The 26,453-nt window shown below is 68.7% G+C and carries 18 protein-coding genes; 6 read left to right on the plus strand and 12 right to left on the minus strand.

Annotated elements, in window-relative coordinates:
• Position 1: 1 nt before the first annotated feature.
• Positions 2-892: an extracellular catalytic domain type 1 short-chain-length polyhydroxyalkanoate depolymerase gene (locus tag C8D87_RS05625; RefSeq protein WP_109636406.1), complete on the minus strand. Its 891-nt coding sequence runs from the start codon at positions 890-892 to the stop codon at positions 2-4.
• A gap of 7 nt (positions 893-899) precedes the next feature.
• Positions 900-3,941, minus strand: a complete 3,042-nt coding sequence (locus tag C8D87_RS05630; protein WP_112225775.1) for a glycoside hydrolase family 2 TIM barrel-domain containing protein — start codon at positions 3,939-3,941, stop codon at positions 900-902.
• Between the two features lie 177 nt (positions 3,942-4,118).
• Here C8D87_RS05630 and C8D87_RS05635 point away from each other — a divergent pair, with 177 nt between their 5' ends.
• Entirely contained in the window at positions 4,119-4,940 is an 822-nt protein-coding gene (locus tag C8D87_RS05635; protein ID WP_233439479.1) for a rhamnogalacturonan acetylesterase, read from the plus strand.
• Here the strand turns inward: C8D87_RS05635 and C8D87_RS05640 are convergent.
• Both C8D87_RS05640 and C8D87_RS05645 read right to left on the minus strand, forming a co-directional pair.
• Positions 4,934-5,548, minus strand: coding sequence for an aspartate/glutamate racemase family protein (locus tag C8D87_RS05640; protein WP_109636403.1), 615 nt, complete (start codon positions 5,546-5,548; stop codon positions 4,934-4,936). The two genes, C8D87_RS05635 and C8D87_RS05640, sit on opposite strands and share 7 nt — an antisense overlap.
• Before the next feature lie 71 nt (positions 5,549-5,619).
• Entirely contained in the window at positions 5,620-6,939 is a 1,320-nt protein-coding gene (locus C8D87_RS05645) for a cellulase family glycosylhydrolase (protein WP_112225776.1), read from the minus strand.
• Between the two features lie 24 nt (positions 6,940-6,963).
• On the opposite strand from C8D87_RS05645, the gene C8D87_RS05650 reads away from it, so the two are divergent.
• The gene (locus tag C8D87_RS05650; protein WP_215732182.1) at positions 6,964-7,722 is read left to right on the plus strand and encodes a hypothetical protein; all 759 of its coding nucleotides are present in this window, start codon (positions 6,964-6,966) and stop codon (positions 7,720-7,722) included.
• A gap of 4 nt (positions 7,723-7,726) precedes the next feature.
• Here the strand turns inward: C8D87_RS05650 and C8D87_RS05655 are convergent, their stop codons facing one another.
• Together C8D87_RS05655 and C8D87_RS05660 are read right to left on the minus strand one after the other, a co-directional pair.
• On the minus strand, positions 7,727-9,055 hold the full coding sequence (locus C8D87_RS05655) for a glycoside hydrolase family 6 protein (protein WP_112225777.1): 1,329 nt from the start codon (positions 9,053-9,055) through the stop codon (positions 7,727-7,729).
• Positions 9,056-9,374: 319 nt separating this feature from the next.
• Positions 9,375-10,448 carry an SGNH/GDSL hydrolase family protein gene (locus C8D87_RS05660; protein WP_112225778.1) on the minus strand — a complete coding sequence of 358 codons (1,074 nt, stop codon included), beginning with the start codon at positions 10,446-10,448 and terminating at the stop codon, positions 9,375-9,377.
• A gap of 199 nt (positions 10,449-10,647) precedes the next feature.
• Between C8D87_RS05660 and C8D87_RS05665 the strand changes: the two genes are divergently transcribed.
• Together C8D87_RS05665 and C8D87_RS05670 are read left to right on the plus strand one after the other, a co-directional pair.
• On the plus strand, positions 10,648-11,223 hold the full coding sequence (locus C8D87_RS05665) for a hypothetical protein (RefSeq protein WP_233441916.1): 576 nt from the start codon (positions 10,648-10,650) through the stop codon (positions 11,221-11,223).
• 9 nt (positions 11,224-11,232) lie between these two features.
• On the plus strand, positions 11,233-13,398 hold the full coding sequence (locus C8D87_RS05670; RefSeq protein WP_112225779.1) for a beta-galactosidase: 2,166 nt from the start codon (positions 11,233-11,235) through the stop codon (positions 13,396-13,398).
• Here the strand turns inward: C8D87_RS05670 and C8D87_RS05675 are convergent.
• The 3 genes from C8D87_RS05675 to C8D87_RS05685 form a co-directional block, all read right to left on the minus strand.
• Complete coding sequence (locus C8D87_RS05675; RefSeq protein ID WP_215732183.1) at positions 13,380-15,497, minus strand: family 43 glycosylhydrolase; 2,118 nt, start codon at positions 15,495-15,497, stop codon at positions 13,380-13,382. The genes C8D87_RS05670 and C8D87_RS05675 overlap by 19 nt on opposite strands.
• Before the next feature lie 4 nt (positions 15,498-15,501).
• Positions 15,502-16,827 carry a right-handed parallel beta-helix repeat-containing protein gene (locus C8D87_RS05680; RefSeq protein ID WP_112226286.1) on the minus strand — a complete coding sequence of 442 codons (1,326 nt, stop codon included), beginning with the start codon at positions 16,825-16,827 and terminating at the stop codon, positions 15,502-15,504.
• 125 nt (positions 16,828-16,952) lie between these two features.
• On the minus strand, positions 16,953-19,640 hold the full coding sequence (locus C8D87_RS05685; RefSeq protein ID WP_112225781.1) for an exo-rhamnogalacturonan lyase family protein: 2,688 nt from the start codon (positions 19,638-19,640) through the stop codon (positions 16,953-16,955).
• A 136-nt stretch (positions 19,641-19,776) separates the two neighbouring features.
• Here C8D87_RS05685 and C8D87_RS47460 point away from each other — a divergent pair, with 136 nt between their 5' ends.
• Positions 19,777-20,616: an SGNH/GDSL hydrolase family protein gene (locus tag C8D87_RS47460; protein ID WP_233441917.1), complete on the plus strand. Its 840-nt coding sequence runs from the start codon at positions 19,777-19,779 to the stop codon at positions 20,614-20,616.
• Here the strand turns inward: C8D87_RS47460 and C8D87_RS05695 are convergent.
• Both C8D87_RS05695 and yicI read right to left on the minus strand, forming a co-directional pair.
• Complete coding sequence (locus C8D87_RS05695; protein WP_112225782.1) at positions 20,604-21,545, minus strand: beta galactosidase jelly roll domain-containing protein; 942 nt, start codon at positions 21,543-21,545, stop codon at positions 20,604-20,606. The two genes, C8D87_RS47460 and C8D87_RS05695, sit on opposite strands and share 13 nt — an antisense overlap.
• Complete coding sequence (gene yicI, locus C8D87_RS05700; RefSeq protein ID WP_112225783.1) at positions 21,542-23,770, minus strand: alpha-xylosidase; 2,229 nt, start codon at positions 23,768-23,770, stop codon at positions 21,542-21,544. Before yicI ends, C8D87_RS05695 begins: the two co-directional genes overlap by 4 nt.
• 133 nt (positions 23,771-23,903) lie before the next feature.
• Between yicI and C8D87_RS05705 the strand changes: the two genes are divergently transcribed.
• A complete protein-coding gene (locus tag C8D87_RS05705) occupies positions 23,904-25,046 on the plus strand; it encodes a hypothetical protein (RefSeq protein WP_109636392.1) in 1,143 nt (380 codons plus the stop codon).
• A 79-nt stretch (positions 25,047-25,125) separates the two neighbouring features.
• On the opposite strand, the gene C8D87_RS05710 is transcribed toward C8D87_RS05705, so the two are convergent.
• Entirely contained in the window at positions 25,126-26,358 is a 1,233-nt protein-coding gene (locus C8D87_RS05710) for an ROK family protein (protein ID WP_112225784.1), read from the minus strand.
• Positions 26,359-26,453: the final 95 nt, after the last annotated feature.

The following is a 26,453-nucleotide window of genomic DNA, read 5'->3' on the forward strand; positions in this document are numbered from 1 at the left end:
TTCACACCCGGCGGTCCAGGCCGAAGAACTGGATGGCGCGCAACGCCATCCCCGACGCCATCAGGTTGTGCCCGACGCCCTGCATCGAGATCGCCTCGACCTTGTCGCCGTACTTGCGGCGGGTCCAGTTCGGCTGCGGGTGGTCGGTGGACGTCGGCGTGGTGGACAACCGGTGGACGTTGGTCCACTGGTCGACCTCCTCGCCGAAGTTCGGGTACCTCAGCACGTCGTCGTTGGTGCCGTGCCACAACTGCATGCGCGGCCGCTTGCCGATGTAGCCGGGGTAGGCCGACCGCGCGATGTCACCCCACTGCTGCGGGGACTTCAGCACCCGGCCGTTGGCGCACTCGGTGTTCCAGAGGGAACCGTTGGTGGTCGCGAAGCAGCCGTCGGGAACGCCCGCGAACGCCGCTCCGGCGTCGAAGACGTCGGGGTAGTTGGCGACCATCACGTTGGTCGCCATCGCACCGGAGGAGATGCCCGTGACGTACACACGGGCCGGGTTTCCCTGGTACTGCCGCAATGCCCAGCGCACCATCGAGATCATCCCGACCGGATCGCTGCCACCGTCACGCCTCAGGGCCTGCGGCGACGACACGTCGAAGCACTTCTCGGTGCGGGTCGCCGTCGGGTAGATCACGACGAACCCGTACTGGTCGGCAAGCCGGGCGAACTCCGTGTTGCGGTACATGTCCGGGCCCGAGCCGGTGCAGTAGTGCGGAGCCAGCAGGATGCCCGGCCGGCTGGCGACGCGGTCCGGTTTGTACACGTGCATGCGGAGGTTGCTGGGGTTGGGGCCGAAGCCGGTCACCTCGACGAGGCTCGCCGCGGAGGCCTGCGGCGTGACCACGAGACCGAGCAGGACCGCTGCGGCCAAAGCTGCGCGGAACATGACGCTCCTAACGTCCGACCGTTGCTTCCGAGACACCCAGGAACCCCTGTGCGGTCCCGGGTGCGGAACTGGCGAGTTCGAGGCGGATGCGGTCGCTCCGCACGGGAGCGAACGTGATGCTGGTCGGCTTGCCCGGTTCGGTGGCCCACTCCACCTTCGCGTCGCGCACGGGCACGAACTTCGAGCCGTCCCAGTACGACACCGCGATCGAAGCGGGCCTCGCGTGCGATGCGTCGGCGAGGAAGGACGCCCGCACCGAGCCGGCCAGGCCGTCGCGGACCGGCAGCGACACCCAGTCCGTCGCGTGCGCGCGGCTGACCGCGGGCAGCAAGGCCGTGGCGCGCTTGAGGTAGTAGTTCGACCAGTACGTCGAAGGGTTGCCGTCGAGCATGGCGGCCGGGATCGTGCCCGGTGCACCCGAGTAGCTCGCGTCCACCGCCGGCGGCGCCACCGGAGTTCCCGGTGCGGGATCCGTGACCTGCACGCGGCCTGGGCGTCCACCGATCGCCGCGACCATCGTGGTCGCCGTGCGCAGACCGGACGCGCGCGCCGTCACCGTGATCGCGGTCGATGTCTGTCCTGATCGGACCATCGCGAGCGCCTTGCCGTTGAACGCGGTGCGCGAGGCCGCCTGGTAGTTCTCGGCGCTCTCCTGGCGCCCGTTGTCCAGCCCGGCGAGGCTGCCGCCGCGGACCTGGAACGAGATCAGGTCGTCCGCGTCCGGCACGACCACGCCCGCGCGGTCGACGACCTCGGCGGTGACGAAGGTGAGCGACTCACCGTCCGCCTTGACCACCCTGCGGTCCGGCGTCAGCTTGATCGCGTGCGGCTCACCCGCGGTGCGGACCTCGTCCCGCGCGACCTCCACTCCCCCGCGCTTGGCGACCGCGACGAGCCGGCCGGGCTCGAACGGCACCGACCAGGTCAGGTGCAGCTTGCCCGCACTGCCGTTCGGGCTCGTGTAGCTACCGGGGTACGGGCCAGTGGTGACGGTCTTGTCGTCACCGGTCGCCTCGGTGGTCTCCAGGTACTTCGCGCCGTACGTGGTGGTCTTCGTGTCGAACTTCCGCTCCCCCAACGACTTGCCGTTGCGGTACAGCTCGACGGTGTCCGCGTTGCTGTACGCCCACACCGACACCTGTTCGCCCGGCTTGTGGCTGGTCCAGTTCATCGGCAGCAGATGCACCATCGGCTCGTTGCTCCACTGGCTGCGGAACAGGTGGTAGAAGTCCTTCGGGAACCCGGCGGTGTCCACCGCGCCGAAGAACGACGACTTCACCGGGAACACGTTGTACGGCGTGGGTTCACCGATGTAGTCGATGCCCGTCCACAGGAACTGGCCGGCGAACCACTTGCGGTCGCGGTCCTTCTTCAGGCCGTACTCACCGCTGTATGTCCACGTCTCCAGGTTGTTGTCGTAGGAGGACGTGTTGCGCTTGCCCGGCGTGTGGTTCTCGCCGGTGTTGAGCTGGTCCGGGTCCTGGTAGTAGCCGCGGGTGGAGGTGGACGAGGAGGACTCGGCCTCGAAGAAGAACTTGGTGGGATAGCGCGTGTGCAGCTCGTCGATCGAGGACGCGTTGTTGTAGTTGAGGCCCAGCCCGTCGAGCATCTGCAGGATCTGGTCCTGCGGTGAGCCGACGGCGGGCACCCTGCGGTACCGGTCGGTGCCCATCACGATCGGCCGGGTGGTGTCGACAGCACGCACGTCGTCGATCAGCTTGCGGGCGATCGGCGGCCCCGCGGCCCCGCTGGAGTCCGGGATCTCGTTGCCGATCGACCACATCACCACCGCGGGCGAGTTCTTCGCGGCGTGCACCATCTCGCGGACGTCGGCGCTGCTGTGGGCGTCGAAGAAGCGGCCGTAGTCGTACTTCACCTTGGGCGCGCGCCAGGTGTCGAACGCCTCGACCTGCAGCAGGATGCCCATCTCGTCGCACGCCTTCACGAACTCCGGCGACGGCGGGTTGTGCGAGGTGCGCACCGCGTTCACACCCATGCTCTTCATGATCTTCAGCTGGCGGACGATCGCGTCCGTCGAGACCGCCGCGCCGAGCGCGCCGAGGTCGTGGTGGAGGTTGACGCCCTTGAGCTTCATCTCGACGCCGTTGAGCGAGAAGCCGTTGTCCGGGTCGAACGAGAAGTACCGGACCCCGGTGCGGGTGCTGACCCTGTCCACGACCTTGCCGTTCACCCGGACCTCGGTGTCCACTGTGTACAAGGACGGCCGGTCCACCGACCACAGCGCCGGGTGGTCGATCCTGATGTCCGTGGTCGCGGTGCTCGGTTGCGCGGCCAGTGCCGCACGCGTCGTGCCCCTGCCGACGATCCGGCCGCGCGGATCGCGCACCGTCGAGACGATCTCCGCCTCGGTGCTGTTCTCGGCCGCGGCGGTGGTCGCCACGCGCATCGTGGCGTAGCCGGACTTGATCGTGTTCGCCAGGTCCGGCGTCGTCACCTGCACGCCGTGGCGCGTGACGTGTGCGGGATCCGTCACGACCAGCCGGACGTCGCGGTAGATGCCGCTGCCTGAGTACCACCGGCTGCTCGGCACCTGATTGCGCACCTTGACCGCGAGAACGTTCGGCGTGCCATCGGTGTGCGCGTCGAGGTCGTAGGCGAAACCGGTGTAACCATATGGATGACGACCGAGCAGCACTCCGTTGAGATAGACCTCGGAGTCCATGTAGACGCCGTCGAATTCGATCGACACCTTCTTCGCCGCCATCGACGACGGCAAAGTGAACGTCTTGCGGTACCAGCCGAGACCACCGGGCAAAAAGCCCGTTCCCGCTCCGGTGTGCGGCCCCTCGACGGGGTCGAGCCCGATGCTCCAGTCGTGCGGCAGCCGCGTGTCCCGCCACGCCGGATCGTTCGCGTCCGGCTGCGGCGCGTCCTCGCCGGTCTTGTTGACCAGCGCGAACTTCCACGCACCGGTGAAGTCGACCGCTCGCCCAGCCGCGCGGACCTGCTCGACCGGCGCGGACTGCGCTGCCGTGGAGGCCGTGCACAGCCCTACCGCGACCGCGCAGCCAAGAGCAAGTCCCCACAATTTGTTCGACCATCGAATCGACCGTCGAATAATCAAAACTCACCGCCCCGTCGCGAATTGCGCGCCAACTCCTGTCCGACAGGAAAGCGCTTACCGCATGTCCGCGCAAGAGGTAGCATCCACTTTCGCGATCAGCTCTGCCGGAATTTCGTACCGGATGAGAAGAGGTTCACAACGGTGAACAGCCGAATGGCGGCCACCGCCACGGCAATGGCCGCTGCCGTCATCGGCCTCGTCGTGGCCACGCTGACCGTCACGGGTGCCTCGGCGGCAACCCCGGTCCAGGTCTTCGTCGCCGGAGACTCCACCGCGTCCACTTACACGTCCCCGCAGGCGCCCCGAGCCGGCTGGGGCCAGGCGCTGCCGGTGTTCCTCACCCCCAACGCCGTGGTGGTGAACGAGGCCCTGTCGGGGGCCAGCTCCAAGAGCTTCGTCGATCTGGGCCGCCTCGACCACATCCTGGCCCGGATCAAGCGCAACGACCACCTGCTCATCTCGTTCGGGCACAACGACGAGAAGAAGGAGGACCCGGCGCGCTACACCGAGCCGTCGACGACCTACAAGTCGTACCTCTCCCAGTTCATCGACAGGAGCCGGGCGAAGGGCGCGAAGCCGGTGCTGGTCACCTCCGTGGAACGGCGCCGCTTCAGCAGCGCGGGAACCATCACCCCGACGCACGGCGCGTACCCGGCGGCGATGCGTGAGCTCGCGGCGGCCAAGCGCGTGCCGCTGATCGACCTGACCGCGTCCAGCACGGCGCTCTTCAACCGCGTGGGCGTTGAAGGCACGAAGAAGTACTTCATGCACCTAAAGGCCGGGCAGTACCCCAACTATCCCGACGGCGTGGAGGACAACACGCACTTCCAGGCCGCTGGTGCGATCGAGGTCGCCCGGCTCGTCGCGACCGCGCTGCGCAACCAGGGCGTCCTGCCGGGCGGCTCGTTCCGGCGGCTCAACGCCCAGATCCCGGACAGTGCGACCGTCTGGCCGAGTCAGTAGCCGAAGTCGCGCAACAACCCCGCGTACCGCTTCGGCCGCGGGAGAGCGAACTCGTCCCGCTTGCCGGTGCGCAGTCCCATCTCCACCAACGCCTGCACGGTGAGGACGGCGGACTGGACGCCGTCGACCACCGGCACGCCGATCGCCGCCGAGATCGACGGCGCCCAGTCCGTCATGCCCGCGCAGCCGAGCACCACCGCGTCCGCGCCGTCCTCCTCGACGGCGCGGGCGCAGGCGGCCGTGACGACGCCGAGAGCGCCCGGATCCCGGTCGAGCTCCAGCACCGGGATGTCGCACGCGTGCACGCCGCGGCACAGCCCGCGCATCCCGTAGCGCTCGGCGAGCTCCCAGGCCCGGCCGCGGGTGCGCGACAGCGTGGTCACGACGGTGAAACCCCGCCCCAGGTAGGCAGCCGTGCGCATGGCGGCTTCGGCGATGCCGACCACCGGGCCCGCCGCCAGCTCCCGTGCGGCGTCGAGTCCAGGGTCGCCGAAGCAGGCGACGACGTAACCGTCCACACCGGACTGTTCCCCGGCGGCGATCTCCGTCAGCAGCCCCGGCACGCTGAGCGCCTCGTCGTAGTGGCTCTCGATCGACTCCGGTCCCATCGCCGGGCGCTCACCAGCCGGGCGATCAACGCAGAACGTTTCCGCGGGCCCGCCACGCCGGGGAGCCTATGTCACCACCGTGCCGTGCACGTCACAGCCGGGACGGGGTTGGAGCCGTTCCACGAGCCGATGAACCCGAACGTGGCGCTGGCGCCGGCACCGAGGTTGCCGTTGTAAGCCATGTTCACCGCGGTCACGTCCGCCCCGCTGCGAGTGACCGTCGCGCTCCAGGCCTGGTTGACGGTCTGCCCGCCCGTGAAGGTCCACGTGATCGTCCAGCCGCTGATGGCCGCACCGCCCGCGGTGACGCGGACGTCGGCCTGGAAACCGCCCGGCCACTGGTTGGCGACGGAATAGGTTGCCGTGCAACCCTTTTCGGGTGCCGGTGTGGTCGTCGTGGTCGTGGGCGGTGTGCCGCCGAAGATCGTGGCCTCCTTCGACGTCGCCTTGATGCCGTTGGCACCGTTGAAGATCCGCTGTCCCCACGTGGTGAGCTGGGTGGCGTCGAAGTTCGTGGCCATGTCCAGGATCGGATCCGTGTTGCCGCTCCACGACCAGCCGAGATAGCCCATGCCGCGCCGCTGCGTCTCCGCCAGGATCGTCTCGTGGTCGACCTCGCCGCTCGCGAACCGCCAGCCGAACTCGCCGACCACCAGCGGCAGCCCCATGGTCTCGAAGGCGTCGAAGTACGAGATGATGCTCGACGCCTGGTTGTAGACGCTGTACATGTGGATCGAGAACACCGTGTTGCGGCGCTCGTCGGCGTTCCACACCGTCTGCGCGGTGGTGCGCATGACGTTCTGCCAGTCCTGGCCCCAGTTCGGCGCGTCGACCATCAGCAGGTGCTCGAAACCGTTGGCACGCAGCTTGCGCACGGCGTTCGCGGTGGCGTCGGTCCACTGGGCGGCGTTCGTGTTGCCGATCGGCTCGTTGCCGATGTTGATGATGACGTAGTCCTCCTGGCCCGCCAGCACGTCCTTCTGGCCGATCCAGTAGTCCGCGGCCTCGTCCAGGCTCGCCGCCGCCTGCTCCTCGCCGTAGCCGGTGGTGTCGTGCACCTCCAGCACGCAGATCATCTTGTTCTGCTTGCACAGCGAGATCACCTGGGCGACGTCGTCCGAAGGGCCCCACCGCTTGCCGGTGCCCAGAACGACTCGAACGGTGTTGGCGCCCAACGCCTTGATGTCGGCGAACGAACCGGTGCGCGACTCGTACCAGACGTGCGGGTGGTTCACCCCGCGCATCACGAACTTCTCGCCGTCCGCCTCCACGACGTCGCGGCCGCTGATGTGCAGCCCTGTCGCCGCGGGCGCCGGAGCCGCCTGGGACACCAGTGCCGACGCGGCCACCGCCACCGCGGCGACGCCCAGCGCCAAGTAGTTCCTTCTCATCCGGTGATCTCCTAATCTTCAGGCATGCCAAAGTGGAAAGCGTTGTCCGTGTTCCTGGCACTCCAGCTCGCGACGGGGGCGACGCTCGCCATCGCGGATCACTCCCCCTCCTGCGCACGCCCGAACGTGCTGTTCTGCGAGGACTTCCAGTCCGTCCCGCTCGGTGGCGCGACGAGTCTCAAATGGGGTGTCGACACCAGCCACGGCACCCTCACCGTCGAAAAAGCGCCGCGCGGCCAACGGGTTCTGCACGTGCACACCGAACGCAACGGCCGGGCGTTCCTCCGGGTGGAGGACTTCGCGCCGCCCGGCAACAGCTTCTACGGCCGGGTGCGGCTCAAGGTCGACGCGTTCCCGCGCCGGCCCGACTGGGCCCACTACACGCTGATCGAGGCCACCGGCCAGGGCCCGGAGATCGTGCGGCCACTGGGCGGGCAGTACGCGCCCACCGCGCCGGGTGTGTTCTGGGGCGTCGGTGCCGACGGCGGACCGACCGGCGACTGGACGAACTGGCGCGAGTCGGCCCCGTCCCGTGAGGACGTCTGGCAGTGCGTCGAGTGGCGGATGGACGCCGCCGACAACAGGGTCGAGCTCTGGTTCGACGGCGTCCCGCAGCCGGATCTGACCGTGTCGACGCGCAACCACGGCGGAAACCCGGTGGACTTCGTGTTCCCGCGCTTCGACGCCGTCAAGTTCGGCTGGCAGCTCTACCAGCCGAACGACGGCGCCTACGACCTCTGGCTGGACGACATCGCGTTGGCGACCAAGCGGATCGGTTGCTGATCTCTCACACGCAAACCACCCCGTTCAGCATCGGGGAGAGGAACGGCGGGGTGCCGCCGCCATGGGTCGCGTTGTAGCCGATGGTGGCGGTCCCGCCGGTGCCGAGAGAGCCGTTCCAGGACGCGTTCGCGACCTCCACGAGGTCACCCCGGTCCGCCCACGTGCCGTTCCAGCCCTGCGACACCGTCACGCCCGGCGCGGAGAAGGTGAACTTCCACCCGTTGATCGCCGCCGCCCGGTTCTCGATGACGATCTCCGCGCTGTAGCCGCCGTTCCAGGTGCTCGTCACCCTGTGCGTGGCCTTGCACCCGCCCTGCGCCGGTGGGGTCGTGGTCGTCGTGGTCGTCGTAGTCGTCGTGGTGGTCGTCGTGGTGGTCGTCGGCGGCCTCGCCGCGTTCGCGAGCTCGTAGGCCCGCTGCGGCACGAACTGGCCGGCGCCCGCGATGCAGCCGTCCGCCTCACCGGGCAGCTTGACCCACAGGAACGCGGCGATCTGGCCGTCACCGGTCTGGTCGGTGCTCGGTGTGCCGATCGCCCGCCCCGGCGGGTCGCACCACTCGCTGCCCGCGGGGCCGTTGCCGTTGCGGCTGGTGTCGATCACCGCACGCAACCGCGAGTCGCCCAGCGAGCTCAGCACGGCCTTGGCGAACGCCACCTCGTCAGCGGTCCAGCGGTAGTTGGACACGTTGGTGGAGATGCCGTCCGCGCTGTTCGAGATGTCCGCGCCACGCAGCCGTGACGCCGCCTCAGCGGGCGAGAGCCACGCCGAGTGCCCGATGTCGAAGTAGACCTTGGCCTGACCGGACCCGGCCTTGAGCTGCTTGCCCGCGTACGCCATCGAGGCTCTGGTCTCGGCCTGCTGTCCGGCGTTCTGGCAGTTCGTCATCAACGGCAGCACGTCGGGCTCCAGCACGATCACCGCCGGCCGTCCCGCGAGTCCCGCTGCCACCTGGTCCACCCACGCCCGATACGCGCTGTGCGAGGGCGCGCCGCCGCCGCTCGCCCCGCCGCAGTCGCGATTGGGGATGTTGTAGACCACCATGATCGGCACCTTGCCCGCGGCAGCCGCGGCACCCACGAAGGCGTCCACCTCGCCCCGCACCGTGCTGGTGTTGGTGGTGGTGAACCACCTCGCCTGCGGCACGTTCGCGATGCGGTCGCGGATCACCGGGGTGCGCGAGTCACCGGGGTTCGCCGCCACCCACCGGGCCGCGCCGGTGTTCGGGTCGACGTAGAACGGCGACGCGGCCGCCTGCGCGTTGCCCAAGACCGCGGCCGCGGTGGCCGCGAGCACGGTCACCGCGATGCCGGCGGCAACTCCTTTGTTGCGCATCCTGCCTCCTCATTCTGGGAGCGTTCCCAGACTGGCGGCACACTCTATTCACCGATCAGCCACCCGAAAAGTGCTCGTCGAACGTCCTCGACTAGCCGGTTTGCACGATCCGTGAGCGCCGGACACGGCCGATCCGCGTGTGGCGCCTGAAAGACGAGCGCAAGACGACCCGCAGTGGCACGTTTCTCAGCTTCGTGGACCGTTCCGGTGGCCGGGAGCTCAGGAAGCCACCGGTTCGAACACCTTCGAAGCTCCGTGCCGGATTGCGGCGCGGGGAGCAGTCATCGTTGCACCGGATGGACCGGGAGCGTTTCCACGATCACCAGGCCAGTCCCAGCCGTGCGATGTAGTCGTTGAGCAGCCCGGAGATCAGCCGGTGGTCGCGCTGCGAGAAGTGCCAGTCGCAGCCGAGCCGGTCCAGCGCGGGGTCGGCGTAGTTCCAGTACCGGATCCGGCTGTCACCCCGCTCCTGCGCGACCTGCCGGACCGCGTCGGCGAACGTCCCCGAGGCCTCCGGCACGCTCACCACGATCGTCGTGCCGGAGCCGTACCGTGCTCGCAGCTTGTCCAGGAACCCGTGGTACGCCGACTTGTACGCGGCCACAAGGCTTTGCTGGGTGGGCCACTGCTCACCCGGCCTGAGCGCGGTCGAGAAGTCGTTGGTGCCCAACCCGACCACGACCAGCTGCGGGCGCCACGTACCGGGGTTCTGCCACACATCGCCGTTGACGTTGAGCAACGCCCGGTCGTAGTAGGTGCGGTAGCTCGTGCCGGGCTCGCCGCCGTTGTAGTTGCGCACCATGCCGCGGCCGGAGAACGCGTTGATCTGGTAGTCGGCGTTCAACGTGCGGGCGGTGAGCGCGCCGAAGCTGATGTCCGCGTTGGTGTTGCGGTCGACGCCGCCGTTCGCCGAACAGTCGCGCGTGGTGGACAGGTTGCCGTAGCCCGCGGTCAGGGAGTCGCCGATGAACTCGATCTGCCGGGTGCGGGCCGCGGGCTTGGTCAGCACGTTGCCGACGAAACCACCGAACTCACCGGTGGCCCAGGGGCTTTCCGACCGCTTGACCAGCCGGACGCGGTGCTCGGCGTTGCTCAGGTTGCGCACCCAGTAGGTGGTCCGGCCCGGTTTCGCCAGTGTCGCAACGGTTCGCCCGTCGATCTGCACGTCGTAGTAACTCGCCGCGTCGTTGAGCGTGACGCCGACGCTGGTGCCGCGGAACCTGCCCTCGAAGTAGACGCCTGGCCAGGAGTACTGACCGGACTTCGTGACCCTGCCCGCGGTGTGAGCCTGGTCCAGGGGCGCGGCCTGTGCCGCGGGCGCGCCGAGCAGCGCGGCGACGAGGACGACCAACGCGGGCCGGATCGACCGCGTACCAACGGATGAACGCGACATGAACCGAAAACTGGCACGGCGCCCGAGCGACCGTCAAGACGGCCTGCCAGAAAACGAGGTGCTTCGACGAATTCGACCAGCCGCGTCGTCGAACGGCCGCCGCGACGGTTGTTGAAACGTTCAATCCTTTTGGAGGCAAGGGCATCGACGTCGATTCGATGGGATTGTCCGCATCGACGCGTCACCCTAGCCTCGTCACATGCGGCGATTCAAACGATTCAAGACAGGTGCTGCGATCGTGCTCGCGCTCCTCGCGGTGGCGCCGCAGACCGCCCACGCCGAACTGGCACGGCAGGCGGGCACCGCGTACCACGTCGATACCCAGAGCGGCAACGACTCGGCCTCCGGGCTCGACAGCGCCCACGCGTGGCGCACCCTCGCCCGCGTGAACAGCACCGTCTTCCAGCCGGGCGACCGGATCCTGCTGCGCGCGGGCAGCCGCTGGACCGGCCAGCTGTGGCCCAAGGGATCCGGCACCTCCACCGCGCCCATCACGATCGACCGCTACGGCACCGGCGCGGCTCCGCGCGTCGACGGCGGCGGGCAGGTCGCCGACGCGGTCCGCCTGGCCAACCAGCAGTTCTGGACCATCCGCGGCCTGGAGGTCACCAACCAGGTACCGGCCACGGGTACTCCCGGCCAGAACAGGATGCGCTCCGGCTCGCCGACGATCGACTCCGGCACGCGGATCGACAACCCCGGCGGGCGCGACTTCGCCGGTGGCCCGCTCTACCAGGGCAAACCCGACATCGGAGCCTTCGAACGCACGCTCTAGGAACACGACTTGCTGTCACTGCACGCCTACCCGACCAGAGTGGACAGCCACTTGGTGCGCCGGGACGGGAGCCCGTGGCTGCCCGTCTCCGGTGAGTTCCACTTCAGCCGCTTCCCCGCCGCGTTCTGGCGCCGGGAGCTGCTGCTGATGAAAGCCGGCGGGATCGACCTCGTCACCACCTACCTGTTCTGGAACCACCACGAGGAGGTCCGCGGGCAGCACCGCTTCGACGGCGACCGCGACGTGCGGCGGTTCACCGAACTGTGCGCGGAGCTCGGCCTTTCCGTCGTGCTCCGCATCGGCCCGTGGACGCACGGCGAGTGCCGCAACGGCGGTTTCCCGGACTGGTTGTCCGACGTGGACTGCGAGCCGCGCACCGACGACCCCGCCTACCTCGGCATCGTGCGGCCGTACTACGCGGCGATCGCCCGGCAGCTGAAGGGGTTGTGGTGGGACGACGGCGGGCCGGTCATGGCGGTGCAGGTGGAGAACGAGCTGCGCCACCAACCCGGCCACCTGGCCACCCTGCGCGCCCTCGCCGAGGTGGCGGGCATGAGCGCTCCACTGTGGACTGCCACGGCGTGGGACGGCGCTCGGCTGCCTCCCGATTTGCTGCCGGTGCACAGCGCCTACCCGGAGGCGTTCTGGGAGGACGCCTCGGACGGGTGGGCCCGTGACGTGCGGCGGCACTACTTTCCTGCCCCGATACGGGGTGAGCACGCCCACCGGCCGCACATCACCTGCGAACTGGGCGGCGGCATGGCCATCGCCTACCACCGCCGGCCCCTGATCCGAGCGGCGGACGTGTCGGCGCTGGCGCTGTGCCGGCTCGCCAGCGGGTCGGTGTGGCAGGGCTACTACCTCTACCACGGCTGCTCGCAACGCCCCGCGAACCAGGAGTCGCACGCCACGGGCTACCCCAACGACCTGCCCGCGGTGAACTACGACTTCCAGGCACCGCTGGGCGAGTACGGCCAGGTGCGCCCGTCGTTCGCGGCGCTGCGCCTGCAGCACCTGTTCCTGCGCGACTGCGGTGCCGACCTCGCCACGGCCGCGCCGCACCTGCCCGTCGCCCAGCCGGTGAACCTCGACGACCGTGCGACGTTGCGCTGGTCCGTGCGATGGGGCGGTGGGGCGGCGTTCCTGTTCGTCAACAACCACCAGCCCCACGAACGGCTTCCCGCACACGCCGTGCGGTTCGAGGTGGTGCTGGGTGAGCGGAAGGTGCGGCTGCCCGCTGTGACGGTTCCGTCCGGCGCGCACTTCGTCTGGCCGATCGGGTACCGCGTCGGCTCGGTGAAGCTCGCCTGGGCGACCGCGATGCCGGTGGGGCGGACGAGGTGGGACGGCGTGTCCACGGCCGTGTTCGTCGCGACTGCCGGGATCATCCCGCGGTTCGCTTTCCCCGCTGGGACAACGGTGTCCGGCGCCGCGGTCGACGGGGAGGGCGTGGTGACCGTTTCCTGTCCTGGACCGGAGGCCGTGGTCACCGCCACTGCACCTGACGGCGCGAGGGTCCGGTTGCTGGTGCTGAACGAGGCGGATGGGCTGCGGTTGCAGTGGCTGCCGCCCGGCACACCGGTGTTGTGCGACGAGCCCGTGGTGGCTGACGGCGACTCGATGTGGGTGGAGACGACGGCATGCCACCTGGACGTGTCGTTCCCTCTCGCCCCGGCCGCCGGAAAGTCCCGCGTCCGCCTCACCACAGGAGTCACCCCACAGGTCCCCGCGCTCCGAGCCGTTCGCAACGAAGCCAAGACGCCACCGGCACGAACCGGTGGCCCACGCAGGCGTGCCTCGGCACCGCTGGACGAGGACTTCGAACACGCCGCGATCTTCCACGTCGACGTGCCCGGCACCGCGCTGGCCGGTGACGACGAGGTGCTGCTCGTGCTCGCCTACACCGGCGACGTGGCGCGCGCGTACGTCGGCGGCCGGCTGGTGGCCGACCACTTCTGGTACGGCCCGGAATGGGAGATCGGCCTGCGCCGGTTCGCCCGCGAGGTGCGCGAGCACGGCGTCGAGATCAGGGTGCTGCCGCGCCCGGCGGACAACGCGGTCCACGTCGACCCGGCGGTGCGGGTGCAGTACCAGAAGGCACTGCACACCGCCTCCGTCGACGCGGTCGGGCTGGTCCGCCGGGCGCGCGTGCAGCTCTATCCCACGTCGAGGTAGTCCACGTTGGGCAACCCGTCCGCCGAGGTCGGATCCAGCCGCACGGTGTTCTCACCGGCGGTCAGGGGCACGTTCAGCGCCTTGGTCGACCAGGAGGTCCACGCCCCGGTGGGTTCGAAGGAGACCGTCCCCACCGTGGTCCCGTTGACGATCAGGTTCGCCGGCCGCGCGGTGGTGGTGCCATTGGCGAACCGCACACCAATGGTCGCCGTGCCCGCCGCGGTCACGGTGAACTGGGCGTAGGCACCGACGGCGTTGGTGCCGTTGCAGAACCCGCCACCGGAGAAGCCGGCCTGGTTCGAGTCGATCGTGCCCTGGCACTGCGCCGGGGCGTTCTCGGCCTCGTACCGCGACCCCGGCTGGGTTCCGCCGGAGGTCCGCACGAGCGAGAGGGCGTCGGTGAAGAGATAGCCGTTGCCGCTCGCCGCCCGGATCGTCACGGTGGCGGTCCCCGCGGCCAGTGGGATGTCCGTGAGCTCACGCCGGGTCCAGCCGGACGAGGCCGGAACGTTCAGCGTCCGCGACGTACCGGCAGCGTCGGTGACCGTCACCTGCGCGGCGCTGAGCGAGCCGGAGGTCTTGGCGTGCAGGCCCAGTTTGTACGTGCCCGCCGGAATCGTGACCCGCTGCCGCACCCCGCCCGCGTACGACGAGGAGGCACCGATCCGCAGCCCGAACCGGCTGCCGTTCGCGCCACCGTCCACATTGGTCACGATGCTGCTCGCACCCGACTCGCGGAAGTTCGTCCATCCCGTCAGCGTCGAGACGATGATCCGGTCGGCCTGGAAGTCGGGGTTGAGGACGTAGTTGTTCTGCGGCCCGACCCGCCACTCGCCGGTGGTGACGTTGAACTGCCACTGGCTGACCGAATGGAACTGGGGCCGCGCACCGGTCCTGGTCACCGGCATCCACTGGTTGTAACCGTGGCCGTTCCAGGCGAAGTCGGCCCAGCGGTCACCGGCGAAGATCACGGTGTTCTGTTTGGTGCCCTTGACCGTCACGAAGAACCCGGTCTGGGTCACGTGGCTGTAGTCCATCTCCGTGCCGGCGAGGGTGTACTCGCCCGAGTAGCCGCTCTGGATGCTGTTGGACTCCAGGACGTGCGTGACCGAGGTGTTCCAGCCGTGCAGGGCCGACGCCGCGTGGTAGTACTTGCCGTCGAGCTTGAACATCGCGTTGCCCTCGCGGCCCGCGGCGTTGTAGCCGATCTGCACGGCCGGCTCGATCCGCAGCGAGTCGGACTCCCGGAACTTGGCCACGAAGGCGCGCGAGCGGCCTTCGCGGTTGGAGAAGATCAGGTAGTCCTTGCCGTCGTCGTCGGTGAAGACGGTCTGGTCGCCAGTGCCGGTCGTCGGCGAGTTGGTGATCTGCGTCTGGAAGTAGCCGTAGTCGAACGTGTCGGTGGGCGAATCACCCTGCAGCAACAACACCCCGTGCCCGCCCCTGCCCGTGTGCCACATCTGCACGGCCAGCACGTACTTGCCGGTGTTCTCGTTGTAGGACACACCGAGACGGCCGACCCAGCCCGCACCGCCCAGGTTCGCGCCGCTGCCCACGCCGGTGGAGCGCGTCGCGACCCGGTTCTCGAACTTCCAGTTCACCAGGTCCTTCGACGAGTACACGGGGATCGACACGAAGGTGACGTCACCGTCGTACTTGCGTGTGGGGTTGGCCCGGTAGAGCTCGGCGCCGGTGTAGTGGACGCCGTACCAGTAGTAGGTGTCGCCGAACTTGAAGACGCCACCGCCCTGCGAGTAGATCGGGTTGCCATTGGTGTCGTTCCAGAACGTGTTGTTCGTGATGGTCTGGAACGTGCCTTCGTCGGCGGCTTTCAGGTCGCCGGCCGCGGTCATCAACGCGGTCTTCGCGGCGGCGACCTCGGACGTGCTCGCCCTCGCGTCGTCCGCGACCTCGGACGCGGCGGTCAGCGCCTTGGCGAACGGTGCCCAGGAATCGGCGGTGTACTTGCCGGGCACGCGCGTCCGGTAGTCCGCCACCAGGTGCGCGAGTCCGTTGTCGGCCGGTGCCGCCACGGCGGGCAGCGGTATCAGTGTCGCCGCCGCCAGAACCACGGCGGCGGACAGCTTCCAGTACCTCAAGATGTCACCTTCCATCGCTCTCGAACGCTCCGAGGTCCGGCACGCTCCCGCTGTGGGGCAGGCCGACGTCGGTGCCTTTGTCGATCAACGTGCTGGTGGCGGTGAGGCGGAGGTGTGGCAGGACCGGCAGGCTGCCGTCGGCTTGGCGCGGTGCGTCCCAGCCGGACGTCGACACGCTGCGGAACTGCGCGTCCGACAGGGGGATGCCGAGGTTCCACGAGTTGTGCGATGCCGTCGTGCCGTTCATGTTGGCCAGCAACGTGCCGGTGTAGGCGATGTTGTTGCGCAGGTTTCCCCTGCCGACGGAGGCTCCGCTCGAGTTGATGCCCCGCATGTCGAAGTCGGGACGGTTGCCGTAGCTGGTGTTGTTGAAGTAGTCGTTCGCCACCGGATGGTGGTTGGAGTAGAAGCCCGCAGCCTTGTTGTTGAACGCCACGGAGAAGCGCACGGTGTGCTTCACCGCGCCGGCGTCGTACTCACGCCCGAAACCGCCCATCTTGAACCCGGCACCGTTTCCGGCACTCGTCGTCGTGCCCGGCACGTAACCGTTGCGCCAGGCCCACGAGTTCTCGATGAGCACCGGCGAATAGGTCGAGATGAGGTCGAACCCGTCGTCGGCGTTCCACCACGCGCGGCAACCGCGGAACACGTTCGCGGGCCGCCCGGCCGGGGTGTAGTGCGAGCCGAACCCGTCACCGCTCTCCCCTGCCCCGTTGGAGCTGCGCAGGTCGTAGTTGTCGTGCGAGTCCGAGTTGAGGACGAGGTTGCCGGACCCGCCGCTGATGAACAGCCCGGCGCCCATGTGGTGATGGGTGTCGATCTGTTCGAAGACGTTGTTGCTTCCCGAGATCCAGAGTCCCCACGATTCGTGGTTGCGGTTGTTGTTCTGCGGTACGCCGACGACCTCCAGCCCGCGCAGGTGGAGGTGGCTTCCGGTGACGTCGAAACCCTTGATCCGGCAGTCGTCCCCCATGCCGGAGAAGGTGAAGACCGGTTTCTCACCAGGATGGGCCCAGTAGCGGATGGAGTTGCCCGCGCTGCCGCTCTTGTTGAGGGTGATCGCGTCCACGGTCGCCGTCTGGCTCGCACAACTGCTGGTGGCGCGGGTGTACGCGTACGTGCCGCAGCGGAAGTACACGGTGTCCCCGGGTTTGGCTGCCCTCTGTGCGCGGGCGATCGTGGCGCACGGCGCGGTCTGCGTGCCAGCCGCGCCGTCGTTGCCGTTCGGTGCCACGTAGTAGGTCGTCGCTGCGTGACTCACCGGGACGACGAACGCCATGGGGAGCAATGAGATCAGCAGGGCACGCCGAACAGTCGTGGCAAGGATCATGATTCGCTCCACGTCGTTGGAAAGCGCTTTCCCCATGCGACACCCAGTCTTGCCAGGGCAGCAGAAGGTGTCAACGATCGGAGTGCGCTGTGGTCGAACCGTTCGACGGCGAGCTCGCGGTGGGACTAAGGCATTCGATCACCGACCAAAGCCAGGCACTGGATCGCGGCGAGCCCGTACTGGGCGGTCGCGTTCGTCGACACCCACGTCGCCTCGTCGACGGGATTCAGCACGGCAGGGCCGGTGATCCCGGTGCTGCGCCACGGGCTGTTCGCCGGATAGCCCGCCTCGCCGCGGCCGAGCTCCGTCCACGCGCGAGCGGCCAGGGCAGGGTCGCCGGTACTGGCTGCGGCGTAGGCGGTGAGCCTGGCGTGTGCCTGCTTGAGGTTGAGGTTGCCGAACGACTGCCCGACCGCGGCGATCTGTTCCGCGGCAGTGGCGTTGTACAACGTGCAGTACTGCAGCCACGCGCGTTCGAACCCCGGCACGTCGGCAGCGGAGATGATCTCACTGCAGATCTCCGCGAGCCCGAACACCGCGCTGAGGTGCGACACCGAGACCTTGACGGTGTCGGTGGCGAACGTGCCGGTGGTGAGGTCGTAACGGCCTTCCCCGGTGATGAACCCGTTCTTCAGCGCGCCGATCGCGGTGCAGGTGTTGAGCAGCTTGGTCCTGGCGATCGGATCGCCGCCGCGTTCCCACTCGGTGAACCACGCGGCGGCGAGCGCGCCCCAGTCGGTGCCGAGGCCGACCGCCAGCGCCTTCGGGTCGGGCTCGTACGGCTCGGTGCGGATCTTGCGCAACGGGTCGAGCGCGAGGAACGTCTTGTCCGCGTCGACCAGGTCGCGCAGCAGGTCGCCGACGCGTTCGTCCGCGGTGAGGAAGTAGAGGAACCGGCGGTTGGCCGCCGTGCTGATCCGCAGCTGTTTCGCGCTGTCGGCCCAGTGCTGCACGCCGTGCCGGGTGCCGAGGTCCGCGTACTTGCCGAGGTGGTAGACGTCGACCTCGCCGGTGTGGCGCGTCATCGCCTCCGCCATCCGGAAGACGTCCGCCCGCCCGGACCGCAGGTAGCTGTACCAGAGCCACAGATCCGTGCTCAGCTCCGAGTTGTCCCACGCGTAACCGCCGACGTCGTAGCGCCACTCGTGGCGGTCGTTGTCGTAGGTGTGCATGACGTCGCCGTAGTCCCAGAACCCGTACCAGCGCCGCTGCTCGACCTGCCTGCGGTAGAAGTCGAAGAGGAAGTCGAGCCGGTCCTCGAGCACCGCCTTGGCCGGTGTCGACCTGTCCACCGGGGACCAGTCGCCGAACACGCCGGCGGCCCGCATCCGTTGCGGTGTGGTGACCAGCAGCGGTGGTGTGCGCACCGTGGCCGCCTGCGCGGCCAGCCGTTCCGCGGACGGGGTGGCGTCCAGCGCCCAGAACATCAGCTCGCTGGTCCTCGCGATGCCGTACGGGTCACCGAAGCCGGGCTCGTAGTCCTCGTAGGTGATCTCCAGTCCCTCCAGCTGCTCGGGATGGGTGTCCATGCCCATCCCGTCGTGGTAGAACCGCAGGTCCATCGGCCTGGCGTCGGGCGACCAGAGCCACAGCGTCACCTCGGCCGACTCACCCGCCGCGCCGCGGATGTCGAGCTGGGTCGGGTGCGTCTGCCAGAAGTCGCGCAGGCCGAACGCGAAACCGCCGCTCACGCCACCGATGTAGCCGAACCCACCGGCCCTGGTGCCCGCCGCGGCGTGGACCCACCCACAGCCCTGCCTGGTCCGCTTGCGGATCTCGAACCCGTCGGCGGTGAGCTGGCTGAGCGTGTAGTCGCCCCAGGCCGGGATGAGGTGCAGCCGTGAACTCACCCTGGTGTCCCAAGTGGACACGGCCGGGGTTGCCCGCCCCGCCACCTGGGCGGCCCTGACCGCGGCGCCCGGATCCCTGCGCAGCCCGGTGATGCCGCGCACCGCCTCGGTGAACAGGCCGCCGTCCGCACTGGCGAACCTGACGTGCCGGTTGTGCGGCTCGTCGGAGAGCGGCACCTGGAAGCGCACGCCGAGCCCGCGGATGAAGTCGTCCACCGCCTTGCCGTCGAAGACGAAGCTGTGCACCATCCGGAAGTTCTCCGCGCCAGCGTGGAAGTACAGCCGGACGGTGAACGGCAGCCACGCCCGCGCACGGCGGTCGGCCCTGTGCTTGCCCTCGATGCGCACCACCGCGCGCACCGGTCCGTTCTGCTCGACGGTCACCTTGTGCACCTCGCCGGTGAACCGCTCGTCCTTCCCGCCTCGCTCGTCGGAGGCGTTCTGGCGCAGGCAGACCAGCTCACCCTTGCGCGCGACGACCCTGCCGCCGCGGGACACCGAGTCGATCAGGGCCCGCCCGCTCCGGTTGATCACGCACCGCGCGACGCCCGTGTCCACGACGATCCGGCCGGCCTGCCGGGACACCGTGACCGCTTTCGCCGGTGCCGCCGCCGGACCGGGAGCCAGCAGGTACCGCTCGGCCGACGGCGTTCCGGCGCCGATCGCGTGGGCGCTCCACTTCAGCGAGCCGTCGGGCCAGAAGCCGATCGGCCACGTCTGCACAGGAACCGCCGTGCCATCGGACGTGCGCAGCCCGAACGACTGGTCCGGCCGCACGTGCCCCTTCGACCACGGCACTCCCCACGTCACGCCGGTCATCTCCGCGGGGACACCGCCTTCGAGCCAGTGCACCTCGGTTGGTTCGCCGGGTTCCGTGGCAGCGGCTCTGCCGACCGAGGCGGACACCGCCAGAGGCAGGGCGGTACCGCCGACCAACAGGGTCCGCCGGGTGAGTGGGGACATGCTTCAACTCCCTTTCGGGTACGAGGCCGACGCTCTGGAAAGCGCTTTCCAGCCTGAGACGCAAAGGGTATGCTCAATTATGAGATCGTTTTCTGTTCCGTCCGAATCAGACAAACCCTGCCGTCTGGAGAGAATTGTGCGGAAACGTGTTCTGACCTTGGTCGCCCTGGCTGTCCTGCCGTTCCTCGCCGCTGCCGGTCCGGCGTCGGCCGCAGAGCAGCCCGACTGCTCCCCCGCCGCCGAGACGTCCGCCGCCGCCGCGAGCGTGAAGGTCTGGCTCGCCGGCGACTCGACGATGTCCAACCCGCGGTCCAGCTGCCCCGTCGGCTGGGGCAGCCAGTTCGACCCGCTGTTCTCCGACGACGTCACCGTCGTGAACAGCGCGGTCGCCGGCCGGAGCATCCAGACCTGGCTGTACGAGTCCAACGTGAAGAACACCAAGGACTCGACCGGAGAGTGCGTCGTGAGCCCCAGGACGTTCCACCAGCGCTGGCTGAACATGCTCAACCCGACCACCGGCATGAAGGCCGGCGACTACCTGATGATCCAGTTCGGAATCAACGACGGCAGCCGCGACTGTCCCCGGCACGTCGGCAGCGCCCGGTACAAGGAGCTCCTCGGCATGATGGCCAAGGCGGCCAAGGATCGCGGTGTCACCCCGATCTTCCTGACGCCCGTCTCGGCGATCAGGTGCAGCGGCAGCACGGCCGTCGGCACCCGAGGCTTCCTCACCGAGACGTTCGACGCGGGCCGCGCAGGTGGAGTCACCGTCATCGACCTGCACAAGCTGAGCTACACGCTCTACAACACGCTCAAGCTGTGCCCCAACAACGGTGACTACACCAGGGGCCCGGTCGGCGCCTTCTTCTGCAACGACCACACCCACTTCGAGGCGGCCGGAGCCAGGCAGATCGCCGGTGTCGTGGCCAAGGCCCTGCGCGACCAACGCATTCCCCTCTCCGGCTACCTGAGGTGACCTGACGTGCGGTGGTTGCCCAGAGCCACCAGGCTGACCGGCGCGAGCTCACCGGGTTCGGTCGCGACCACCGCCAGCACCACCGCGTTCTTCTTGCGCAGGACCCCGGCGGGAACCACGAAGTCCCGCTGGGGCGCGCCGGTCATGTAGTGGCCGGCGTTCCAGCCGTTGACGAACACGAACGCCCGGTACTTGCGATCCGGCTGCTCACCGAACCGCAACGCCACCGGCACGTCCTGGTTCTCCGGCAGGTCGAGCCGGAACGTGCTGCGGTACCAGGAAACCCCTGCGGGCATGGCCGCCGGCGCTTCGGACCACGGGCCGTCGCCGCCCGGCAGGTGCCAGCCGGCCAGCTCGCCGTACAGGCCACCGGTGTTCAGCGGGCCGCGTTCGACATCGTCGTAGCGCGAGCCCCGAATCTGCCACGAGATCTTCGCGTCGCCCACCGTCACGCCGAACAGCCCGCGCGGCTGCTTGAACCTGACGTCGTCGGCGGTCCAGTTGTCGTTGTGGCCCATGTTCGTCACGAGCACGGACAACGTGGCGGTGCTCCCCGGCTTCAGCAGACCGTCCGGGATCGCGAAGTCACCGCGGCCGGGGTCGGGGTTGACCGGCTCGGCGTCGGCCTCGGTGCCGCCGGCGGCAGAGCCGAGGTACTGGCCGTTGAGCCACACCAGGTAGTTGCCGCGCCTGCCCGTGATCGCGTTGACCGACACCGTCTTCTCGCTCCTCTGCAGCACGTCGCGCCAGAGCTCGGGACTGGGCAGCCGGAAGTAGTGGAACTCGCCGGGCCACAGCAGCACCCGCTTCCCGTCCACGGTGAGCGAGTACCTGTCGTACCCCACCTGGTGCCTCTCGGCAGCGACCGCCGGTACGACGGACACGCCCAGCACCACCAGCAGGGCGAGCAGGATTCTCGGTGTTCTCATCGGACCCCCTCAACGGTGAGAGCGTTGCCGCTACCCGCGATCGGGTCGGCGCCGGGGAACTGGACCTGCCACGCCGGTGGCGGCGACTCGACCTCGACTTCGATCCGGTCGCCGCGGCGGCGCGTGTGGAACGTGGAGCCGGCGACCTCGGTGGTGATCGAGGCGCCGTCGTCGAGCTGGTGGATCCGCAGCGTGACGCCGTCGGCGTAGTCGTAGTCCGGGCGGTCGTCGACGACGCCCAGCGGGAGAACCGTGTTCGGCCGCACCAGCAACGGCACGGTGAGGAAATCGCATGTCATCGTTGTCCACCGGCCGCCAGGCACCTCGGCGCCGGTGAAGAAGTCGGTCCAGGTGCCCTCCGGCACGTAGAACGACACCTCGCCGCCGTCGGAGAACACCGGCGCCACCAGCAGGCTGTCGCCGAGCATGTACTGGCGTTCGAGGTGTGTGCACGCCGGGTCGTCCGGGAACTCCAGCGCCATCGCCCGCATCATCGGCGTTCCCTCGGTGGCCGCCTGCAGTGCCGCGTGGTGCAGGTACGGCATGAGCCGCGCCTTGAGCTTCGCGAACACCCGCAGCACGTCGACGGCCTCTTCGTCGAACAACCACGGCACCCGGTACGACCTGCTGCCGTGCAGGCGGCTGTGCGAGGACAGCAGGCCGAACGCGATCCACCGCTTAAACAACGCCGGATCAGGGGTGCCCTCGAAGCCGCCGATGTCGTGGCTCCAGTAGCCGAATCCGGACAGTCCCAGGGAAAGGCCGCCGCGCAGGCTCTCGGCCATGGCCTCGTAGGTCGACTCGCAGTCCCCGCCCCAGTGCACCGGGAACTGCTGTGATCCCACGGTGGCGGCGCGGGCGAACACGACCGCCTCACCGTCACCCCGGCGTTTGCGCAGCACGTCGAAGACGGTCTTGTTGTAGAGGTAGGCGTAGTAGTTGTGCATCCGCTCGGGATCGGAACCGTCGAAGTACACGACGTCGGTGGGGATGCGTTCGCCGAAGTCGGTCTTGAAGCAGTCCACGCCCTGGTCGAGCAGAGCGTCCAGTTTGGACGCGTACCACTCGCGGGCGGCCGGGTTGCTGAAATCCACCAGCGCCATGCCCGGTTGCCAGAGGTCCCACTGCCACACGTCACCGTTGGGCCGCTTCAGCAGATAGCCGCCCTCGACTCCCTCGACGAACAGCGGAGACCGTTGTCCCACATAGGGGTTGATCCAGACCGAGATCCGCAGGTCCCGCGACTTCAACCGCTCCAGCATGCCGACCGGGTCCGGGAACGTGCGCGGGTCCCACTCGAAGTCGCACCAGTTGTACTCGCGCATCCAGAAGCAGTCGAAGTGGAAGACGCTCAACGGCAGATCGCGGTCGATCATGCCGTCGATGAAGCCGGACACCGTCTGCTCGTCGTACGACGTCGTGAAGGACGTGGACAGCCACAGACCGAACGACCACGCCGGCGGCATCGTCGGCCTGCCGGTCAGCAGGGTGTACTTGCGCAGGATCTCCTTGGGGCTGGGGCCGTGGATCACGAAGTACTCCAGTGACTGCCCCTCGACGCTGAACTGCACGCAGGACACCTTTTCCGACGCCACTTCGAACGAGACGTGGCCCGGATGGTTGACGAACACGCCGTAACCCGAGTTCGTCAGGTAGAACGGCACGTTCTTGTACGCCTGCTCACTGCTCGTTCCACCGTCGGCGTTCCAGATGTCCACCACCTGACCGTTGCGCACCAACGGCCCGAAGCGCTCGCCGAGCCCATACACCACGTCGCCTACGCCGAGAGCGAGCTGGTCGCGGACGTAGTGCTTGCCGTCCAGCGTCATGAAACCCATGCCCTTGGCCGAACTCGACGTCAGCACCTTTCCGTCGACGACGAACTCGACCTGCCAGTCGCGGCTGACCTTCACCTGGAGGTCGCCGGACGTGAGGGAGTCGTCAGTGAGGCGCACGTACGGTTCCGAGGTGGTCAGCGGGAACTCCGGCTGCCTGCGCAGCTCGCCCTCGAAATGCGTCAGCTTCACGCCGATCACGTCCGCCATCGGCGAGGAGAACCGGACGGTCGCCACCGGCCCCTGCAACAGGTCGCCGCGATGACGGATCGGGCGGGTCGGCGCGTGGACCACCAGCTCCCCCGCAGCCTGGGTGATGTCGTAGACCTCGACCGGATGAGCCGCCTGGACACCCTCACGCAGGAGCCAGTACCCGTTGCTGAATTTCATTCGACCGCTTTCGCCGTTCGAATTCGAATCGAATTGCTTCGATTGCTTTTCCTGTGAAGAACGTTAGCGATAACGTGCCTGGCGAGGAAGCCCCAGTCGATTCCCTGAATTAGGTTGACCTAGGGAGATTCCCATGTTCTCGACAAGGCTGTCGGTGGGCGTGGCCGTAGCGGTGACAGTGCTCGGCGGGATGTCATCGGCGAACGCGGAACCGCGGATCATGGCGTGCGGCGACCGCACGTTCAACGCCGAGGCGGTGCTGAGCGGCAGCACGTGGACGTCCCGCAACGGCGGCAGAACCGTCTACACGGGCGGCGACATGCGCGCCGCCGTCCAGGCCGCGGTCGACAGTCTCACCGCGGGACGCACGTCGAAACAATGGGTCCTGGTGCGCGGCAACGGTTCGGTCAGCGCCGGCTCGCGGATCTCGTTGCCCAGCTACACCGGCATCGACGTCTGCGGCACGATCAACGTGACCGGCAGCGGTTCCGGTGACCAGGCGCCGATCTACTCCAGGGGCACCCGTGACGTCGAGGTGCGCTACCTCAGCCTCACCGGCCGTCCGCTGTACGGGATCTTCATGCGCAACGTCGAGAACGTGGTGCTCGGCCAGATCGACATGCGCCTGTCCGGCGGCCTCGGTGTGCGCATCGACAACCGCGGCAACACCAGCGTGCGCAGCCGGAACATCCGGATCGACAACGTGTTCGTGTCCGGCGCGGGCAGCCACGCCGTCGAGACGTACGGTGTGGACGGACTCAACGTGGGCACGGTGACGGCCCGCAACGTCGGCGAGTCCGGGCTGCTGCTCAACGACACCATCAACGCCACCGTCGGCACCGTGGACGCGGAGAACGCGGGCACGGGCACCGGGTACGCGGCGTTCCGCACGGCCAACCGCAACGGCCGCGTCGGCAGCAGCTACCCCACGAACATCCGGGTCGGCACGGTCCGAGCCCGTGGTGGCGGCCGGGGTGTCTTCTGCGTCTCGGAGAGCGGCGGGCTGACGATCGACCGGATCGACCTCGCGAACACGGGCAACAACGCGGTCCTGATCGAGAACTGCTACAACGTCAACCTCGCGGCGCAGAGCGGAACCGTGACCGGTGGCGGCGAGATCCGGCTGGCGGCGCGCTCGGAATTCCCCAACAACCGCGACATCATCGTCCAGAACCTGACGGTGACGAACTCGTCGATCCGCGAAAGCCCTTGTGGCACCAACACGACGTTCCGCAACATCAGGCTGAACAACAGCACGTCGAACGTCTGCGCGTGACCCACTCGAGTGATGAGGGGAGCTTTCATCAACCTCAGGTTTGGGAAAGCTCCCCTCATCGGCGTCGCGGGCCGGGCCGTCAGCGGGCGAGTTGCTGGAACACCGGCGGCTCCTCCGCCGCCAGGTCGTCCGGCAGGCGCAGGCCCTTCTGCCGCGGCACGAGCTCGGACTGCAGCACGATCGCCGCGGCACCGATCGCCGAGGCCGACGCCGCGGAGGGCGACAGCCGCACGGAGAGCCGATGCGCGTCACGGGCGATGAACGCGCTGTCCAGCTCCGCGCGCAGGACCGGCAGGTAGACCGAGCCCGCGATGGCGAAGCTCGGGCCGGTGAGGACCAGCACCTCCAGGTCCAGCACGTTGGCCAGGGTGCGCGCTCCCACCGCGAGGTACCGGGCGGACCGTTCCAGCAACGCGAGCGCCCGCGCGTTGCCCCGCCGGGCCGCCCGGCTGATCGCCGCGAAGTCCGCCGCGACGGGTGCGGCGGCGCGTGTCCTGCCACCGGCCAGACCGGCGGCGCGGCTCAGCGACCGGTCGGCCCGAGCCTGCGCGACGACAGCGGCCGGGCCGGCCAGGGCCTCCAGGCATCCCCTGGCACCGCACCAGCACTCCGGGCCGTCGAGGTCGAGACAGGCGTGGCCGATCTCGCCGGCGTGACCGCTCGGACCGCGGTAGGTCGTGCCGCCGAGCAGCACTCCGGCACCGACGCCGGTCCCCAGGTACAGGGCGGCGAACGTCGACGTGGCACCGACACCGCCGGACCAGTGCTCGCCGATCGCCGCCGCCGTCGCGTCGTTGTCGAGCACCACCGGCAGACCCGTCGCGCGTTCCAGGGCCTGACCGAACTCGTGGTGCTCCGCCGGCCGTGCCGACACCAGGCCGAGCCCCAGGACTCGATCGCGTTCGACACCGACGCTGTCGATCAGGGCGTCCACCTCGCGGGCCATCCTGGCGATCACGGCGGACGACTCCGCGGCCCCGCACCCCGCGCGCGAAATGCGAGCCACGACCGCGCCACCGAGGTTCGTCAGCACGTAGGTGATCCGGGCCTCGTCGAGGTGCACGCCGACGGCGTAGCGCGCGAAGTGGTTGAGCTGCAACATGACCCGGCGTTTGCCGCCGGTCGACTCCGCGTGCCCGGTCTCGGCGACCAGGCCCTCGTCGATCAGCCCGCGCACGACCGTGGAGATCGTGCCACCGGTCAGCCCGGTGGCGTTGACCAGCCCGACGCGGCTGATCATGCCGGCCGCACGGATCAGGTCCAGCACGGCCGCCCTCGTGCTGGCGTGGGTCACCCGCGCCGGTCCGCTCACTGCGCTCCTCCGTCGAACGACGAACTTCGCTCATCGACAAGTCGCGACCAGTAAACCATCCGGAGGCGTTGACTTTCTTTGTTTAGTAACTGAAG

Source organism: Lentzea atacamensis (genome assembly GCF_003269295.1).
Lineage (GTDB): Bacteria > Actinomycetota > Actinomycetes > Mycobacteriales > Pseudonocardiaceae > Lentzea > Lentzea atacamensis.